The organism is Candidatus Rickettsiella viridis (assembly GCF_003966755.1).
Classification (GTDB): Bacteria; Pseudomonadota; Gammaproteobacteria; order Diplorickettsiales; family Diplorickettsiaceae; genus Rickettsiella_B; species Rickettsiella_B viridis.
In genome coordinates this window covers 85376-103666 of record NZ_AP018005.1, presented here as the reverse complement: position 1 = coordinate 103666, position 18291 = coordinate 85376, and the positions used below count along the sequence as shown (strand labels likewise).

Below are 18291 nucleotides of genomic sequence, written 5' to 3'. Positions count from 1 at the left end.
GTAATAACTAATAATAAAAAGCCATTGTACGATGCCTAGTAAAGATCTTGCATCCGTTTGGAACAATTTAAAAAAAATACCTGAACTCAAAAAAAGGAACGCCTCTAATACTCAGCTAAATGATGGTACTGTACTACCATTTCTCGTAGCGCTTTTTAAAGATATTTATAAAGCTTATATACAATGTGATCGCAATAGCTGGAACTACCAAATTTCCTGTTATAACTTTAATGGTTTAGATACACACAAAGCAAAAGAAACTTTAATTAAGCAATATAATGACTGTTTATATTCTTACTCTATAGACAAAACAAACCCTTGGGTTATTGATGCGCGTGATAAACGCTTTATAAAAATAATAAGGAAACGCGCTTTAGAGAATGAAGAAAAGTTATCCATTTATATCGATCAATTCCTGAACAGTGAACTAGCTAAAAAATCAATCCCTTACGCAAAACTAAAAAAAACACGGCAGTATCTTTATGAAATAGCCACGCTAGCCTGTTTTAAATGTTGTTACGATAATAAACTATTAATTTTTGAGAACTTAAAATACCAAGATGCTATTACTGAATTTAAAAAACTACTCAATGAAGATTGCAGAATAGTTCAATTAAAAATTTCAAAACTAAAAATATTGCAAAAAAAAATTGCTAATAGTGATTTGCTAGCTGTAATTTGCTCAGAAAATTATCAAAAAAATCTAGCAGGCGCTGCTACATACTGGGAAAAAATTGAATCTTCCTTAAACAAAAACACTTTATTTAAATTTATTAATACTATTTGGAATGCCACCAATAGTTATACCACCCTACTAAGATGGATTAGTTTTTTATTAATTATTTTTTCCATTCCATTCCCTAATTTTCCTTTAATTTTATTTATCGCTATACCTAGTATTAGATATATAATTTTTTGTTTCACTTCATTTACAGCGTTAAATAAAATTTCTACATTTTCTAATGTATTAGAAATACCAAAAAAAGAGAAAATACTCAGCCACATTAAACAAGAAGTGTTCAATAAAGCACAATATGAAAAGCAGCTCTCTATACTTCAAAATCAATTGCTTCATCTAGATATTAAGATAGAAAATTTATATACAAACCTACCTTTACAAACCAGCAAAGCGTTGGATACATGCATAGAGTTTGAAAGTTCTGCGATTTATCAAAAATTAAATCGAGTATTTCCAAAAACTCAATTTATTACTTCACTTGTGACAAAAATCATGAGCGTTACGCTTTCCGCCTATTTAATATCTTGGGCGGCCTCTATTTTTTTCAATTTTATCGGCGCATTAACGCTTGCAAGCCTTATAAGTTCTCCACTGGTTGTGGGTCTATTTATTTTAATTCCAACGTGTATTTTTCTTATACGACACGTTATTAAATACCAATCTAGTAAAAACACTTACCAAAGAACCATTCGCACTCTTTTAAAAGAGCCTTGTGAATTCAGTTTCATAGACAACCAAGGAGAGCTAAAAACTGTAACGCTAGAAAAGTGGCAAAAATTTGAACTTTTGAGAAACGAAATTCGAGCTCTAGAACTAAAAATCAAGCAATTTAGAGAAAGCAATCAATTGCCACAAGAGTCTAAAAAACTTTTTTTACTATTTAATGATTATTTAAAGTATAATGATATTTATAAATCGAATTATCAAGATAAAAGACAACGTGCAATTATTTCTTCTTCAGCAAAAATAAAAAAATTTCTGAGTCGTTTACTTTCTTTTTCAGTGGGTGGATTCTATGGATTTAGCCTAGGAGAACAAATAGCATTTGAAAGCAGTTTAGGTTTTAAAAATTTTTTCTCACCCTCTCCCTACATATTATTTTTTACCCCATTAATAATTATTCATGGCACTGCTAATTTTCTCACCTATCACCTTAATTCGCGACAGCGAAACCTCCTTTTTTTTGCTGAACATCTAGACAGTAAATTACAAATATTAGAATACCGAAGAAAAATATTATCGTATTTAACTGCTATTTTTAAAGAGTTAGACTCCAATGTCATTAACACGAGCTGCACTGAAAAAGTTACCGACGTATCTACAGAAAAGCAACTCGCTTATCTCGATCTTGCAGTAAAAAAAATCAACTCAAATGAACGCCGACCTAACTGTAAATTTTTTACGTTGCCAACATCTTCTTTAACACCCCTATTAATAAATAAGACCGATCTCCGCCCGAACTTGACACGCTAGCTTTTTTTGTTAGTTTTAATCTTAAGCGTATTCACAGCAATGGGGTTTCGGCAAGACGCCGCGAAGAAAAGCAGCTGCCGTGTATACAACATACATGAGGATTGCGAACCAAGCGGCAACACCGCCGAAAATTCTAGTGCGAAGAATACAGTGTTGATCAATAAAAGGATAAACCTTTGGAAACATATTTAGTCGGTGGCGCTGTACGCGATCAGTTATTGGGGCATCCCATCAAAGAACGCGATTATGTGGTAGTGGGTGCAACCCCGGAGCAAATGTTAGCAAAAGGGTTTCGCTTGGTAGGAAAAGATTTTCCTGTCTTTCTGCACCCAAAAACTCATGAAGAATATGCACTAGCGCGTACCGAACGAAAAATAGGCCCTGGCTATAAGGGCTTTTCCTGTTACGCAGCACCGGATGTCACGCTTGAAGCTGACCTTAAGCGACGAGATTTAACTATCAATGCCATAGCACAAACAACTACTGGAGAAATTATTGATCCTTATCATGGACAAGATGATATTGCCAAACGAATTTTTCGTCATATCTCACCTGCATTTATTGAAGATCCCGTACGCATCTTACGTGTCGCACGCTTTATGGCTAGCTTCGCACACCTAGGTTTTCATGTGGCGCCAGAAACGATGCAATTAATGAAAACCATGGTTAAAGCAGGTGAAGTCAACGCATTGGTACCTGAACGCGTATGGCAAGAGTTTTCCCTCGCATTGACGAAACCCACCCCGCAAGCATTTATTAAAACATTGTTTGACTGCGGCGCCTTAGCTATTTTATTCCCCACATTGCAGATGCTCTACACTGATTTTATTAGCGCCTCAGATAAACAAAAACCAAATAATTTAGCAACATTTGATTGTGCAGTTAAATTAACCTCCGATCCACAAATACGATTTGCCGCACTATTATGCCATTTAGGCCGAGAATTAAATGACACTGGCATTTCTAGTATTCAACATTTATGTAAAAGCTATCGTATATCTACTGCCTATTCTTCTCTAGCGATAATAGTCGCACGTTACCATTTACTAGCACATCGTGCATTAGAACTCGATGCAGAGACTTTACTTAGCTTATTAGAAAAAACGGATGCTTTTCGACAGCTGGCTCGGTTTCAACAATTTTTACTAGTCTGTGAAGCTGACTTTCATGCCTACTCTGGCTTGAATTCTAACCCGTATTTACAAAAAAATAGAATCTTAGCCGCGCTGTCTACTGCTAAATCTATTTCTGTGACCGCTTTAACCAAACAAGGTTTAGAGGGCCAAATACTAGGAAAAAAATTACGCCAACAACGCATTGACGCGTTATCCCACCTCATCCAATCCAGTTAATCATTGCATGCCTGCGCAGACTCTCTTAGAATGTGCACTCACTATTAAAATACCAAAAAAAATATACTCACAACATAGGATTTTCGGTAAGGCACCGCAAATATGATACATAAAGTTTGCGAATTGAGCGGGAACACAGCCGAAAATTCTAGTGCGAAGAGTATCTTATATTAATCGTCTTTCTGAAGGAATCAGGGTTTACTAATGCTAAGCAATGATCTGCTGCAGTATGCAAAAAATTTAGGATTTGGCGAGCTACACTTCAAAATTGATCAAACGAAGGAGCTTTATGCCATCATCGGGATTCATTCTACTCAACGAGGCCCTGCACTCGGTGGCTGCCGTTGTATAGAATACGTCTCTATTGATCTCGCCATTCATGATGTTTTGCGCTTAGCGCAAGGCATGAGCTATAAAGCGGCCATGGCAAATCTACCACTAGGTGGCGGAAAAACTGTACTGATGCGTCCCAAACAACTTAAAAATAGAGATGCGTATTTTCAAACATTAGGGCGTTTTGTTAACGATTTAAAAGGCCGTTACATTATTGCGATGGATAGCGGTGTCGTTATGAACGATATGGATAACATTGCTTTAGAAACACCCTATGTCGTGACGACTTCAAAACATAAAGGAGATCCTGCACCCTACACGGCTTTAGGTGTATTACGCGGCATAGAAGCCGCGGTAAAATTTAAATTTCAACAAGATACTTTAAATGGTTTGCATGTTGCACTACAAGGATTAGGGCACGTGGGTTACAACCTAGCTAATCGACTACATAAACAAGGTGTTCGTTTAACGGTTTGTGATCGTGATCAAAAATTAACAACACACTGTGCAAAAGAACTGGGCGCAACCATCGTTAAATCTGAGGATATTTATGCCGTTGAATGCGACATTTTTTCGCCTTGCGCTTTAGGAGCTATTTTAAATGATGAATCAATCTCCCAGCTAAAAGCAGCTATCGTTGCAGGTGCTGCAAATAATCAATTAGCCGAGCCACGCCATGCCTCACTATTAAAAGAGAAAGGCATTTTATATGCGCCTGATTACGTTATAAACGCCGGCGGTTTGATTTACGCTTATGCAGAATATCGTAATTACATCAATAAAGAATTTGTAGAGCAACATATACAAGCAATTTACGATACTCTATTAGAACTATTTCAACGTGCACACAAAGAAAATAAACTCCCTCATGAAGTAGCAGATAGCATGGCTGAAGCACGATTAATTAAACCTAATGCACATGCCATTATAGGGGATTAATCATTATGAGCGAAGTCGCAAGCTTTTCTATAGATTATACCTGTTTTTTAGATGCCAACGGTAAGCCTACACAAGATTTACCTTCCTTTGTTAAAAAAGAAACGCTGTTGCCACTTTATCAAGCGATGTTACTAACACGACTTTTTGACAGCAAAGCCGTCACTTTACAAAGGACAGGAAAACTCAATACGTATGCCTCCACGCTTGGACAAGAAGCTATTTCTGTAGGGATTGGCGCTAGTATGAGAAAAGAAGATATTTTATGTCCTTTCTATAGAGATTACGGCGCACAACTGATGCGTGGCGTAAAAATGCAGGAAATTCTTAGCTTCTGGAAAGGAAATGAATGGGGAAATCATTTCAGCGAATGTCCTAATGATTTTCCTATTTGTGTCCCTATCGCGACACAAGTTCTGCACGCCGCTGGTGTTGCAACCGCTTTTAAGCTTCGCAAACAAGCACGTGTCGTTGTTACCACTTGCGGTGATGGCGCCACTTCCGAAGGTGATTTCTATGAAGCGTTAAATATTGCCGGTGCTTGGCAATTACCCGTGGTATTTGTGATCAATAATAATCAATGGGCTATTTCGACGGCGCGTAAAGCACAAACCCACGCCCAAACCTTAGCACAAAAAGCCATTGCTGCCGGCATTCAAGGTGAACAAGTCGATGGCAATGACGTCGTTGCTGTCAGATTTGCAGTAGAAAGAGCGGCCGAAAAAGCACGCACAGGAAAAGGGTCCAGCGTCATTGAAGCCTTAAGCTATCGTTTAAGTGATCACACCACTGCCGATGACGCGGCTCGTTACCGAGCATCCGAAGAACTTCAACACGCTTATAAAGAAGAACCTATCTCACGTTTGCGTACTTATCTCCTCGATCAAAGCTATTGGACTGAAGAGGAAGACAAACACTTCATACAACAATGTAATCTCACTATAGAAAATGCGGTTAATAAGTACCTTGCTTTGCCTAAACCTGCTATTACCGATCTGTTTGACTATCATTTTGCACAATTACCGGCGGATCTAAATGAACAACGTATTGAAGCAACCGCCTTATTTAAATTACATGAGATGCTTGAGCTATGACAGAAATAACGCTAATCGCTGCGATTAATCAAGCACTAAATTATGAAATGAATGCGGATCAAGAGGTTGTTTTATTAGGCGAAGATATTGGTATTAATGGCGGCGTATTTCGTGCAACACAAGGATTATTTGAAAAATTTGGCGCCGATCGTGTTTTAGATACACCGCTAGCCGAATCAATGATCGCCGGACTTTCAATTGGCATGGCCACACAGGGATTAAAGCCGGTCGCTGAATTTCAGTTTATGGGATTTAGTTATCCCGCACTGGATCAAATTATTAATCATGCCGCACGTTTTCGTAACCGCACACGCGGGCGGTTATCCTGCCCATTAGTTTTCCGCATGCCCTATGGGGCTGGTATTCATGCACCAGAACACCACTCTGAAAGCACTGAAACCCTTTTTGCTCATACGCCAGGGTTACGCGTTGTTGTACCTTCTTCACCGGCACGTGCTTATGGTTTATTACTTGCGGCAATTCGCGATCCGGATCCCGTCATTTTTTTAGAGCCCACACGTCTCTATCGTCTACAAAAACAAAAAGTAGCAGATACTGGAGAAGCGCTTCCTTTAGACAAAAGCTTTCTGTTACGCGAAGGGAAGGACATCACACTGATAAGCTGGGGCGCTATGTTACATGAAAGTTTAATGGCTGCAGATAATTTGCTCACTAGAGGATTAAGCGCCGATCTGATTGATGTAGCCACACTTAAACCATTAGACTGTGACACACTTCTCGCCTCCGTAGAAAAAACCGGGCGCTGTGTCATTATTCATGAAGCAGCACGTTTTTGTGGCGTAGGCGCAGAAATCGCTGCGCAATTAAGCGAAAAAGCTTTTTTATCGCTAAAAGCACCCATACAACGTGTTACCGGTTACGATGTAACGGTACCTTACGCGCAATTAGAAAAACAATATCTGCCAAGTCTCACAAAAATTATCAATGTGATTGATCAAACATTGGAGTTTACATGACAGTATTTTATCTACCAGATTTAGGTGAAGGCTTACCCGACGCAGAAATTCACGAATGGCATATTAAGGTAGGTGATGTCGTAAAAATGGATGCACCGATGGTAGCCATGGAAACGGCCAAAGCAGTAGTTGATATTCCCGTACCTTTTAATGGCAAAGTAGTGAAATTATATGGACACCCTGGTGATATTATTAAGACCGGCGCTGCACTGATTGACATTGAAAGTGATAATAAAGATACCGCATCAACAGATAAAGCAACGGTGGTGGGAAATTTACAGACCAGTGACACAATCGTTGAGGAACTCGCAACAGGCATTCAACCTAGCTCTAATGGCACTGCAACGGCTCAAGGCATTAAAGCAACACCGTCTATTCGTGCATTAGCAAAAAAAATGCAAGTTGATCTTGCGCATTGCATAGGCACAGGACCCGCAGGACAAATTACGGTAACCGACTTAGAAAACGCAACAAAAATAACAACGCCCGCATCACCCCTCACAAAACCTACAGAAGATTATGAACCTCTGCGTGGGGTACGGCGCGCCATGGCGATGGCGATGAGCAAATCACATCAAACCGTAGTGCCGGTAACCTTAGTCGATGATGCTGATATCCATGCGTGGCCCGAAAAAACTGATGTTAGCTTACGTTTAATACGCGCTATCATGGCAGCCTGCCAACGCGAACCCCGATTAAATGCTTGGCTTGATGAAACACATCTCGCTTTACGTCAACACCCACACATTAATCTAGGAATTGCCATGGATGCATCCGAAGGTTTATTTGTACCTGTATTGAAAAATGTTGCACAATGCAGTGCTATTGATTTACGTAAAAAAATCGATGAATTTAAAGTAAGGGTAAAAAATCGCAGTATTCCACCTGAAGATCTGAGTGGTGCGACATTTATATTATCCAATGTCGGTGTTTTTGCTGGACGCTATGCAAGCCCTCTCATTATTCCACCGATGGTGGCTATTTTAGCGGTAGGACGTATTAGCGAAGCGGTTGTTGCAGAGCAAGGAAAACCAGCCATCCATAAGTTGCTTCCCTTATCATTAACGGTGGATCATCGTGCGATTACTGGCGGTGAAGCAGCAAGATTTTTATCTGCGCTAATACGAGATTTACAAACTTCTTAAAAAAATAAGAGCGCTTATGTCTGCATTTCAAACACGTAAACGATTCGGCCAGCATTTTTTACATGAAAGCTTTATTATTGAAAAAATAATCTCGGCTATTCATCCTAAAAAAATGGATCCTATGCTGGAAATTGGCCCAGGAATGGGGGCCTTAACACAGCAATTATTACCGCTCTTAGATCGATTAATCGTGGTTGAATTGGATAAAGATCTCATCCCCTTGCTAAAAAAACAATGTGCGCCGCTAGGGGAGTTAATTATTTACCAGGCTGACGCTTTAAAATTTGATTTGCGTTCAGCAGGAGAGCCGAATATACGATGGCGCATCGTTGGAAATCTTCCTTATAATATCTCTACACCCCTGTTATTTCATTTATTAGAACAAGTGGATGCTATTCAAGACATGCACTTTATGCTGCAAAAAGAAGTCGTTGAACGCATGGTAGCCCAACCAGGAAATGCACATTATGGACGCTTAAGCGTTATGATTCAGTACTATTGCCAAGTTAAAAAATTATTTATTGTCAAACCCGGTGCTTTTAATCCACCACCCAAAGTTGACTCTGCAGTTATTCGTCTTATTCCTTATCAAACCCCACCTTGGCAAGCCGATGATCCGTTATTATTTGCTGAAATAGTACGTGCTGCTTTTAGTCATCGTCGAAAAATGTTACGTAATAATCTGGCACAGCTAATTAACGTACAACAATTTGAATCATTAAAAATCGATCCCAAACAACGTGCAGAACAACTTTCTGTGCAAGATTATGTGACATTGAGCAATTTTCTAATGAACGCTAAGCAATAATCCTAAAAAATCTCTGTTAATAGATGATTCCGTAATAATATTTTACTTTATTGAAAATTAAGTACTATTATATAAAAAAGGATTTTTTTACCTAGAGGAACAGGGCTTGTTGTATGTCTAAAGTAATGCAGCCTATCCGAAGCTTTTTTCTAATGTGCCTTACTCTTATTTTATTCGGTACAACAGAAATTGCACATGCTAACTTTACGCTACCACCTCGTTTATCTGCTAATGGCTATGCAAGCAACCATGCTGTGGCTCAAACCGATCTGCTGCTACCTTTAAAAGCTGATAGTACTCATAACCTTTATGTGGATCCCTCTCTTTCTTATGCAAGTAATAATCAAGGTGAATTAGATGTAGGTCTAGGCTATCGCTGGATTCAAAACAAAACCGCAATTTTGGGTGGTTACCTATTTGGTGGCTACAGCCGTATCGATAACAACGCGCGCTTATATGTATTAAACCCTGGTGTGGAAATCTTGGCATCGCGTTGGGATGCCCATCTAAATGTATACTTCCCGATGGGAGATCGTCATTACGATGCGGGAAATAGTACGGGAGCACCTTATTTTCTAGGACACACGGAACAAAGGAGTCTTTTTCAAGCCGATCAATTTGTTGGCGATGGTGGAGATGTCAAATTTAGCTATCAATTTTTTCCAAACTCATCGTGGAAAGGCTATTTAGGAAGTTATTTTTTCACACCTCCACAAAGCGAGAACATCTGGGGAGGTGCGGCCGGTTTGGAATATTGGTTAGAAAATTATCTAAAAATTATTGGTAGTTATACCTATGACAAGTTACATCACAGTACCTATGCCGTGGGTTTAGGGATAGAATTTGGCGGTACACGAATTCATCGTGCCGATCCCGATATAGAAGAACGCTTAACCGATCCGGTAGCACGACATTTAGCTGAACTCGGAGAAGGGTCGTTCATACCCGCACGTACAAATAAACAATTTTTAGGCACACAAGTACTACGCAACAACCTGGCTTTCTTTAGCCAAACAGGCGGGCCTAATAATGACGGCAATGGATTAATTCTAGCCAATTGTACCTATGAAAATCCCTGTGGACCCACTGATTTTAGCCAAATGGGCGTGAACACATTGAATAATTTATTACCCAATACAAGGATGTATTTTAATGGGGGTAGTTATGGTACTCCGCAGAGCGATAATGTGGTTGAATTAAATTTAGGTCAAAGCATACATTCACGTACCAGCGATTACTCACAAGCAGCAACCGGCTCTGCACGTTCTACTTTTAAGAGAGAACTTATTCTTAATGGAAATAATACTATAGAAAATATTATATTATTAGCTGTTGGTGATCCTAATAATTCCACAGGAATAAACGTAGCAAAGGGCACTAATAACCAAATTACAGGAAGCCAAATTGGTAATGCCAATAACCGATTTTCTTCGGGGATACAGGATTCTGGGCAAAATACGTTGCTAACTAATAATAATATCTTTGCTAGGGATTTTGGAATTGAGATTCAAAACGCCTCTAACAGTACCTTTTCCAACAACCAAATATCTTTGGACGGAAACACTAATCCTATTGGAATCAGTATTAATCACGGAAATTCGATCTTAATTAAAAATACACAAATCCAAATTTCAATTCAAAAAAATACAGGTGGAACGGGAACGTCTGCTTCAGGGATATCAGCTAGCAATTCTTCTGTCAATATACAAGGTAGCGTCATACAAATGCAGGGAGGCTCCTCAGATGGGGGTACCTTAACAGGCGTTACGGCTAGCAATAGCAGCACAATGGCTATAGAAAATACTCAAATCCTCGTAAAACCTGTAACTACCACAAACTTAAGAGGGATAGAAACATCTGAACATGCAGTCGTTAACGCAAATAATATTACTCTAGATATCATGAATAGTAACCTCTCGGGAAGCACAATCGCATTAATTACAACAAACAGTCAAATCATCATAAATAATAGCCAATTAAATGCTGGAGGCGGCACCGCTACCGAAATAGTTGTCCCACTGGATCAAGGCGTTACCATCAACAATTCTATTTGCAAAATTAATGGGAATATACTCAATTGCCCCTCGCATTAAGTAAAAAACAGTTACGCCACAGGCAAAGTCACGCCCTTCTGACCTTGATATTTTCCTTGTCGATCCCGGTAAGAAACTTGGCAGACTTCATCTGACTCTAAAAACAACATTTGTGCAACACCTTCGTTTGCATAAATCTTTGCTGGCAACGGTGTTGTATTTGAAAACTCCAACGTCACTTGACCTTCCCATTCAGGTTCTAAAGGCGTTACATTGACAATGATACCGCAGCGTGCGTACGTTGACTTTCCTAAACAAATAGTCAAAATATTTCGCGGGATACGAAAATACTCGACCGTATGCGCCAAAGCAAAAGAATTTGGCGGAATAATACAAACATCATCTTTAACTTTAATAAAGCTTGCGTCAGGAAAACATTTTGGATCAACAATCACTGAATTAATGTTAGTAAAGATGTGAAACTCATTTGCACAGCGTACATCATAACCATAGCTAGATACGCCATAAGAAATAATTCGCCCGGTCTCATTACGACGAATTTGTTGTGGCTCAAAGGGCTCAATCATTTTTGCTTCTTCTGCCATACGACAAATCCAAGTATCTGATTTAATAGACATAAATATTTCCTCGTATACGCGTTGCAATTGAATTTTCAGCGGTGTTGCTGAAAATTCAATTGCTGTGAGTATAGCTATTTCTTTTCAATAACAATTTTAGGGAAGCGAGTCGGACCTTTAGGTTGCCCCGCGAGTTGTTGTACAATTTTATCAGCAATACTTCGGTAAATGTTAGCAATAGCACCCTCGGTATCTTCCAAAAAAATAGGTTTACCTGAGTCAGCTTGCTTACGAATTCGGCTGTCTAGAGGTAAAGCACCGAGTAAGTTTACGCCACATTCCTTGGCAATACGCTCTCCGCCGCCCTCACCAAAAATAGGCTCTTCATGTCCACATTGACTACACACGTGCGCACACATATTTTCTACCACCCCTAACAGAGGAACTTTTACCTTACTAAACATTCCAATTGCCTTACGCACATCGAGTAAAGCAATATCTTGCGGCGTTGTCACAATAATCGCACCGGCTAAGGGAATTTTCTGCGTTAAGCTCAATTGAATATCCCCAGTGCCCGGAGGAAGATCCACTATTAAATAATCTAAGTTATCCCAATGCGTATCATTTAACAATTGTTGTAAAGCACCCGTTGCCATAGGCCCACGCCATACCATGGGGGTATTAATATCGATTAAATAGCCAATTGACATGGATTGAATGCCATGTGCATGTACAGGTTCGAGGGTCTTTCCGTCTTTACTCGTTGGCTTTTCGTTTACCCCTAACATCTGTGGTTGATTAGGCCCATAAATATCAGCATCTAAAAGACCCACCCGTACCCCGTCTTTGGCCGCTAGCGCCAAAGCCAAATTAACTGCTGTCGTCGACTTACCTACACCTCCTTTACCTGAAGCAATGGCAATAATATGCTTGACTCTATCTGTAATTTTTAACATTCTAACCCTAGCATGATGACTTGACGACTATACTCACAGCAATTGGATTTTTAGCAAGGCGCCGCGAAGATGAGCAACCGGAGTGTATGTGGAATACATGAGGATTGCGAGTTGAACGGCAACGCAGCTAAAAATTCAAGTGCGAAGAGTATATCCTAACAAAAAGGCACACTTTGGCAATGAATAATACGCAAAAGCTAAATACGCAGCAATCTCAACAAAAATTAGACTCACAGCAATGGGATTTTCGGCAAGGCGCCGCGAAAATGAAGCAACCGGAATGTATTTATGATACATGAGGATGGCGAATTGAGCGGCAACACTGCCGAAGATTCTAGTGCGAAGAGTATACTAGTTACCACGGCATTACCCTATGCCAATGGCTCCATTCATTTGGGCCATTTATTAGAGCATATTCAAGCTGATATCTGGGTACGTTTTCAAAAAATGTTAGGGCGTAATTGTATCTTCTTATCCGGCGAAGATGCCCACGGCACACCCGTGATGTTGGCCGCTAAACAACGCGGTATAGAACCAGAAGAGTTAGTTAAGCTCATTGCTAGCGAGCATAAGGCCGATCTTGATGCCTTTCATATTAGCTTTGATAATTATTACACCACCCATTCACCCGAAAACAAAGCGCTAGTAGAATTGATTTATGCGCGTATGCAAGCCAAAGGTGATATTCGTACTCAAGTCATTAATCAGGCCTATGATCCTGAAGCAAAAATGTTTCTTCCTGACCGCTATGTAAAAGGAAACTGCCCTTGTTGTAAAACGCCCGACCAATATGGCGACAATTGCGAAGCTTGTGGTTCAACCTATACACCCTTAGATCTTATCGATCCGAAATCTACACTCTCCGGCGCCACACCAATTGCTAAAGAATCTGAACATTATTTCTTTCAGCTTTCGAATTATGCCGATTTTCTGCGTACATGGATTACCAGCGAACACCACCTTGCCGAAGAGGTCAGCAATAAACTTTTAGAATGGTTTAAAGAAGGTTTACATGATCTCGATATTTCGCGTGACACACCTTATTTTGGTTTTAAAATTCCTGGCACAGAAGATAAATATTTTTATGTTTGGATAGATGCACCCATCGGATACATGGCTTGTTTTAAAAATCTCTGTAAACGCCGTCCTGATCTTAACTTTGATGAGTATTGGACAAACAACGAGAAAGTAGCGCTCTATCATTTCGTAGGAAAGGATATCATTAATTTCCATGCTATTTTTTGGCCTGCTATCCTTAAAAGCGCCGATTTTCGTACGCCATCGGGTGTTTTTGTACATGGCTACTTAACCGTCAATGGCCAGAAAATGTCGAAATCCCGTGGCACTTTTATCACCGCGCAGGATTATCGGCAGCACTTAGATCCTGAATACCTACGTTATTATTTTGCCGCTAAACTTAACAAAAAAGCGGAAGATATTGATCTAAATCTCGAGGATTTCACCCAGCGAATCAACGCTGATTTAGTTGGAAAATTAGTTAATATTGCTAGTCGTTGTGCGAGTTTTATCAGTAAACGCTTTGACTATAAACTATCGCCGTCTTGTCATGCGCCAAAATTAGTTGCGCATTTTATTGAAAAAGGTGATGAAATTGCACAGGCTTATGAAAATCGTGAATTTAGCCGTGCAATACGTACCATTATGGATTTAGCGGATCAAGCCAATCAAATTATTGATGCTGAAAAACCATGGGCTCTAGTAAAAATTCCTGAGCAAATAGAACGGGCGCATGCGGTTTGTAGTCTAGGATTAAATCTATTTCGAATCTTAATGACCTATTTAAAACCTGTACTGCCGGTTACTGCAGAGAAAGTAGAAACCTTTCTTAATATAGTGCCAATGACTTGGGAAAATCGTCAAGAGTTACTCTGCGATCATACTATTCGATCTTTCACGCCGTTATTGCAACGTATTCAAGAAGAAGCCATCCGTGCCATACAAAATGATGCTCTAACTGCGACTCAAAATCTAAAAATCGAATGAATAATCTTGTAGAACAGATCGACGGCTTATTACCCCAAACACAATGCGGCCAATGTGATTACGACGGCTGTCTACCTTATGCTGAAGCAATAGCCGATGGCGAAGCTATTAATCGTTGTCCTCCCGGCGGCATTAAAACATTAAAAGCACTTGCTGAACTCTTAAAAAAAGATGCAACGCCTTTTTTAGAGGGCATGCTAAAACAAGAAAAATTGCCTGCCACCGCTTATATTCGTGAAACAGAATGTATTGGATGCACTAAATGCATCCAAGCCTGTCCTGTTGATGCTATCTTAGGTGCCGCCAAACAACTGCATACGGTATTAACGCAAGAATGCACCGGCTGTGGACTCTGTGTTGCACCTTGTCCAGTGGATTGCATTGATATCATCTCCCTAACAACGCCTGCTTATCAGCCTAAAAAAACACGTCAACGTTTCTATGCGCGAAAAGAACGGCTAGCAAACATTAAGATGCAAGCCATTCAACAGCAGAAAAATGAAGAAATTATTAATCAGCGTACTTATATCGAAGCGGCCATTGCTCGCTCAAAAACAAAAAAATTAAATGTTAAGGTAACCATTTAAAATTGCATCAGACCATCTGTTTATTTTACAAAAGGGTTTATTAATGCCACAAAATATCTATGACAACCCTGATTTTTTTGGGGAGTATTCACAATTAAATCGTTCAAAACGTGGATTAGAAGGTGCGCCTGAATGGCCTGCATTGTGTGCACAACTCCCTCTATTAAAAAATCTAAACATTGTTGATTTAGGCTGTGGCTATGGTTGGTTTTGTCGATATGCTAAAGAGCAAGGTGCTGCGCAAGTATTAGGAATCGATATTTCTGAAAAAATGATAGAAAAAGCAAAAACAATGCCCTACGCTGATTCAATTAATTATCGTATAAGTGATATGGAACAATTGGCTTTGCCTCAATCAACTTTTAACCTTGTCTACAGCTCTCTGACACTTCACTATATTGAAAATATTTCTGAATTATTAAAAAATATCTATGACGCACTTGTTCCAGATGGACATTTTGTTTTTTCTTTAGAGCATCCTATTTATACAGCCCCTATCCAAAAAAATCCTGATTGGATCATAAGTACAGATGGAAAAAAATCATGGCCGGTCAATCATTATCAACAAGAAGGTGAACGCATAAAAAATTGGCTTGGCAAAGCGGTTAAAAAACAACATCGCACGCTGGGCACTTATCTTAATCTTTTAATTCAGCAAGGTTTTACACTCTCTCATGTTGAAGAATGGGGGCCTAGTAAAGAACAGCTCGCGGCAATACCGGAATTAATGGATGAACGTGAGCGGCCTATGTTGCTATTAATTGCCGCCCACCGATAACAATATCGTCACTCTCTAGCAAATTATTACTCTAACGGCTGATAAATATCATATTTGTCAGAGTACGTAAAAATTTGCCCGCTTTGAATATCAAAGAACCAACGATGTATCGCCAATTCCTGTTTATCTACTTTTTCTTTAATCCAAGGAAAAGTTAGACAATTTTCATAAGAACTGGTCAATCCTAATTTTGCATACTCATCAGGATTTTTTGATTCATGCAATTCAGCTTCAGGTATTTTTATAGACGAAACCCATTTCGTTATAAAATCATTTTGTTGCAAATTTCCATTTTGTAATAAAACGCGAATACCTGCACACTGACTGTGTCCTAATAAAATAAGATCACGCACATTTAAACGACGTATCCCAAATTCTAAGGCCGCACTCGTTCCATGTAATGCCTCATCTTTTTCATACGGCGGTACAATATTCGCTATATTACGCACTACAAATAGATCACCTGGATCACATTGAAGTATTAAAGCGGGATCAACGCGGGAATCGCAACAGGACACCAGCATAAACTGTGGATTTTGACCCTGTGCAGAAAGGTTTTTCATGATCGAATTATCGCCTGTATATTTCTGTCGAAACAGACGATAACCATCAAGAAGATCTTTAAACGTTTTTTCTTTTTCCATCTTTACTCTCCTAACTTGTTAAATTTAGAGATTATTATTCTTAGGAAACGAGCAACGGTCCCGAATAAGGATAGCGTTAAAACGAATCTAAAGGCAACGGCAATTTATATTATTCTTAACAACACATTGGCAATTGTCTTGAATAAAAAATTAATAGAAGAAAAGTAAACAATAAGAAACTTGTTACGTAGATCATGCCTATTTGGCGTCCCCAAGGGGATTCGAACCCCTGTTACCGCCGTGAAAGGGCGGTGTCCTAGGCCTCTAGACGATGGGGACCTGGCTTTTCTGGTAAGGGTGGCTATTTTGGCTGCGCTTGACTGGAATGTCAATGATTAAAATATGCTCTTATCGAACTATGCTAGAATAGCATTTCTAATTGCAACTAATAAATCATAACTGTGTCTAGCAAAACCCTTAATTTAACACCCTCGCTATATAACTATATGCTCTCAGTTTCATTACACGAGCCCACCATTTTGAAATCTTTACGTGAAGAAACGGCCCAATTATCCTCGTCTGTGATGCAAATCTCTCCGGAGCAAGGGCAATTTATGGCACTTCTGATCGAATTGATAGGCGCAAAAAAAACCTTAGAAATAGGTGTTTATACCGGCTATAGCTCACTCGCCGTTGCCTTAGCATTGCCCGATAATGGCCAAATAATAGCTTGTGATATCAGCACTGAAACCAGCGCTATCGCCAAACGCTTTTGGATAACGGCCGGCGTTGAGCAAAAAATTGATCTCAGGTTAGCACCCGCGTTGCAGACTCTGGATCAATTAATAGAACAAGGCGCCTCGAATACATTTGATTTTGCATTTATCGATGCCGATAAATGCAACTACACCCATTACTATGAACGCTCTCTCGCCTTAGTCCGCCCAGGCGGCCTCATTCTTATCGATAATGTGCTCTGGAGCGGCCGGGTTGCCGATCCAAAAAACCATGACAAACAAACAGAAGCTATCCGTCAGTTAAATACCATGATCTATCAGGATGAACGTGTGAACATGAGTCTTTTACCGTTAGGTGATGGAATTACCTTGGTCCAGAAACGCTAGCACTAATCGCCACTTTCGCCTCTACCTGGCATAACTTCTCTGCCCCATCAAGCGCTATCCCTCTAAAAAAAGTTGGCCTATTTGCCGCTAAGGCAAAACCTGTATCAACCACCTTTGTTAAACCGTTCGATACAGACTTACTGATACTAACGCTAAGTGCAGAAAAAAATGCTTGTAGCGAAGAAGGCGACGATCTAAGAAACAAGGGCCACTGTTTAAGATACGCTTTAAAAATATTTAACGCATGATTTCCAATATAAGTATTTTTTAGCTCCGCACAAAGAGGAAGTATGGTATGAATAAACATATTGATTACTGATAAAGCGACTATTTCTTTCGCTACTTCGGGATTCTCAATAAGAAAATCTCTAAGCGTTGATTCATCCACTAAAGCCAATAATTTATTTACTGTCTTGCCACTGCTTAACCCAATAAATGACCCCAAAAAATCTAAAATAGCGGGCAAGTTATGAATCAAAATAGACTGTTCTTGATCAAGGGACACTCTTTTATTAAAATTTTTTAATTGATTTTTAAACAAATCTTTAACTAAAAGTTTAGCAACTAAATTACCACTAGCGTAAGCTTTTTCTATAAAAGAATTTACCGGAAAACTCTCTAATACGCCAGCGAATCTATTCGGGGTTATTTCCTTATCTATTGCCGAATAATCAAGATAAACATACGATTGCTGTCTAATTAACAAACCAAACAAGCAATATAAAACATCTTGGCCCTTTAATTGATTATTCATTTTTATATTTAATTTATATATTAAAGAGATATAAAT

At 39.3% G+C, this 18291-nt stretch carries 16 protein-coding genes and 1 tRNA gene; 12 read left to right on the top strand and 5 right to left on the bottom strand.

Going from position 1 to position 18291, the window contains the following annotated elements; genetic code table 11:
* Positions 1-31: 31 nt before the first annotated feature.
* The 8 genes from DMP02_RS00515 to DMP02_RS00480 all read left to right on the top strand — a co-directional run bounded on the left by DMP02_RS00515 (position 32) and on the right by DMP02_RS00480 (position 10950).
* On the top strand, positions 32-2212 hold the full coding sequence (locus DMP02_RS00515) for a hypothetical protein (protein WP_126322171.1): 2181 nt from the start codon (positions 32-34) through the stop codon (positions 2210-2212).
* Positions 2213-2388: 176 nt separating this feature from the next.
* Positions 2389-3564 carry a multifunctional CCA addition/repair protein gene (locus DMP02_RS00510; protein ID WP_126322170.1) on the top strand — a complete coding sequence of 392 codons (1176 nt, stop codon included), beginning with the start codon at positions 2389-2391 and terminating at the stop codon, positions 3562-3564.
* A gap of 204 nt (positions 3565-3768) precedes the next feature.
* Complete coding sequence (locus tag DMP02_RS00505) at positions 3769-4836, top strand: Glu/Leu/Phe/Val dehydrogenase family protein (protein ID WP_126322169.1); 1068 nt, start codon at positions 3769-3771, stop codon at positions 4834-4836.
* A gap of 5 nt (positions 4837-4841) precedes the next feature.
* Complete coding sequence (gene pdhA / locus DMP02_RS00500; RefSeq protein ID WP_126322168.1) at positions 4842-5927, top strand: pyruvate dehydrogenase (acetyl-transferring) E1 component subunit alpha; 1086 nt, start codon at positions 4842-4844, stop codon at positions 5925-5927.
* On the top strand, positions 5924-6904 hold the full coding sequence (locus DMP02_RS00495; protein ID WP_126322167.1) for an alpha-ketoacid dehydrogenase subunit beta: 981 nt from the start codon (positions 5924-5926) through the stop codon (positions 6902-6904). Before pdhA ends, DMP02_RS00495 begins: the two co-directional genes overlap by 4 nt.
* Positions 6901-8049 (top strand): dihydrolipoamide acetyltransferase family protein, encoded by a 1149-nt coding sequence (locus DMP02_RS00490; protein WP_126322166.1) that lies wholly within the window; start codon positions 6901-6903, stop codon positions 8047-8049. The genes DMP02_RS00495 and DMP02_RS00490 overlap by 4 nt, the downstream gene beginning before the upstream one ends.
* Positions 8050-8065: 16 nt before the next feature.
* Entirely contained in the window at positions 8066-8857 is a 792-nt protein-coding gene (gene rsmA / locus DMP02_RS00485; RefSeq protein WP_126322165.1) for a 16S rRNA (adenine(1518)-N(6)/adenine(1519)-N(6))-dimethyltransferase RsmA, read from the top strand.
* 152 nt (positions 8858-9009) lie between these two features.
* Positions 9010-10950, top strand: coding sequence for a right-handed parallel beta-helix repeat-containing protein (locus DMP02_RS00480; protein ID WP_126322164.1), 1941 nt, complete (start codon positions 9010-9012; stop codon positions 10948-10950).
* A gap of 11 nt (positions 10951-10961) precedes the next feature.
* Here DMP02_RS00480 and dcd read toward each other — a convergent pair whose 3' ends face one another.
* Both dcd and apbC read right to left on the bottom strand, forming a co-directional pair.
* Complete coding sequence (gene dcd / locus DMP02_RS00475) at positions 10962-11528, bottom strand: dCTP deaminase (protein WP_126322163.1); 567 nt, start codon at positions 11526-11528, stop codon at positions 10962-10964.
* A gap of 74 nt (positions 11529-11602) precedes the next feature.
* Positions 11603-12424, bottom strand: coding sequence for an iron-sulfur cluster carrier protein ApbC (gene apbC / locus DMP02_RS00470; protein WP_126322162.1), 822 nt, complete (start codon positions 12422-12424; stop codon positions 11603-11605).
* Between the two features lie 288 nt (positions 12425-12712).
* On the opposite strand from apbC, the gene metG reads away from it, so the two are divergent.
* From metG to DMP02_RS00455, 3 genes are read left to right on the top strand one after another with little or no spacing between them, the layout of a single operon-like run.
* A complete protein-coding gene (metG, locus tag DMP02_RS00465) occupies positions 12713-14428 on the top strand; it encodes a methionine--tRNA ligase (protein ID WP_126322161.1) in 1716 nt (571 codons plus the stop codon).
* On the top strand, positions 14425-15015 hold the full coding sequence (gene rsxB / locus DMP02_RS00460; RefSeq protein WP_126322160.1) for an electron transport complex subunit RsxB: 591 nt from the start codon (positions 14425-14427) through the stop codon (positions 15013-15015). Before metG ends, rsxB begins: the two co-directional genes overlap by 4 nt.
* Before the next feature lie 43 nt (positions 15016-15058).
* Entirely contained in the window at positions 15059-15793 is a 735-nt protein-coding gene (locus tag DMP02_RS00455; RefSeq protein ID WP_126322159.1) for a class I SAM-dependent methyltransferase, read from the top strand.
* 26 nt (positions 15794-15819) lie between these two features.
* Here DMP02_RS00455 and DMP02_RS00450 read toward each other — a convergent pair whose 3' ends face one another.
* Together DMP02_RS00450 and DMP02_RS00445 are read right to left on the bottom strand one after the other, a co-directional pair.
* Complete coding sequence (locus tag DMP02_RS00450) at positions 15820-16437, bottom strand: carbonic anhydrase (protein ID WP_126322158.1); 618 nt, start codon at positions 16435-16437, stop codon at positions 15820-15822.
* Between the two features lie 203 nt (positions 16438-16640).
* A tRNA-Glu gene (locus tag DMP02_RS00445) sits at positions 16641-16716 on the bottom strand.
* A 122-nt stretch (positions 16717-16838) separates the two neighbouring features.
* Between DMP02_RS00445 and DMP02_RS00440 the strand changes: the two genes are divergently transcribed.
* Positions 16839-17501, top strand: a complete 663-nt coding sequence (locus tag DMP02_RS00440) for a class I SAM-dependent methyltransferase (RefSeq protein ID WP_126322157.1) — start codon at positions 16839-16841, stop codon at positions 17499-17501.
* On the opposite strand, the gene DMP02_RS00435 is transcribed toward DMP02_RS00440, so the two are convergent.
* Complete coding sequence (locus tag DMP02_RS00435) at positions 17479-18255, bottom strand: hypothetical protein (RefSeq protein WP_126322156.1); 777 nt, start codon at positions 18253-18255, stop codon at positions 17479-17481. The genes DMP02_RS00440 and DMP02_RS00435 overlap by 23 nt on opposite strands.
* Between the last annotated feature and the right edge of the window lie 36 nt (positions 18256-18291).

Coding starts and splice junctions, on each gene's coding strand:
- DMP02_RS00515 (WP_126322171.1), top strand. CDS start 32: ATGCCTAGTAAAGATCTTGCATCCGTTTGGAACAATTTAAAAAAAATA.
- DMP02_RS00505 (WP_126322169.1), top strand. CDS start 3,769: ATGCTAAGCAATGATCTGCTGCAGTATGCAAAAAATTTAGGATTTGGC.
- pdhA (WP_126322168.1), top strand. CDS start 4,842: ATGAGCGAAGTCGCAAGCTTTTCTATAGATTATACCTGTTTTTTAGAT.
- DMP02_RS00495 (WP_126322167.1), top strand. CDS start 5,924: ATGACAGAAATAACGCTAATCGCTGCGATTAATCAAGCACTAAATTAT.
- DMP02_RS00490 (WP_126322166.1), top strand. CDS start 6,901: ATGACAGTATTTTATCTACCAGATTTAGGTGAAGGCTTACCCGACGCA.
- rsmA (WP_126322165.1), top strand. CDS start 8,066: ATGTCTGCATTTCAAACACGTAAACGATTCGGCCAGCATTTTTTACAT.
- DMP02_RS00480 (WP_126322164.1), top strand. CDS start 9,010: ATGTGCCTTACTCTTATTTTATTCGGTACAACAGAAATTGCACATGCT.
- dcd (WP_126322163.1), bottom strand. CDS start 11,528: ATGTCTATTAAATCAGATACTTGGATTTGTCGTATGGCAGAAGAAGCA.
- apbC (WP_126322162.1), bottom strand. CDS start 12,424: ATGTTAAAAATTACAGATAGAGTCAAGCATATTATTGCCATTGCTTCA.
- metG (WP_126322161.1), top strand. CDS start 12,713: ATGATACATGAGGATGGCGAATTGAGCGGCAACACTGCCGAAGATTCT.
- rsxB (WP_126322160.1), top strand. CDS start 14,425: ATGAATAATCTTGTAGAACAGATCGACGGCTTATTACCCCAAACACAA.
- DMP02_RS00455 (WP_126322159.1), top strand. CDS start 15,059: ATGCCACAAAATATCTATGACAACCCTGATTTTTTTGGGGAGTATTCA.
- DMP02_RS00450 (WP_126322158.1), bottom strand. CDS start 16,437: ATGGAAAAAGAAAAAACGTTTAAAGATCTTCTTGATGGTTATCGTCTG.
- DMP02_RS00435 (WP_126322156.1), bottom strand. CDS start 18,255: ATGAATAATCAATTAAAGGGCCAAGATGTTTTATATTGCTTGTTTGGT.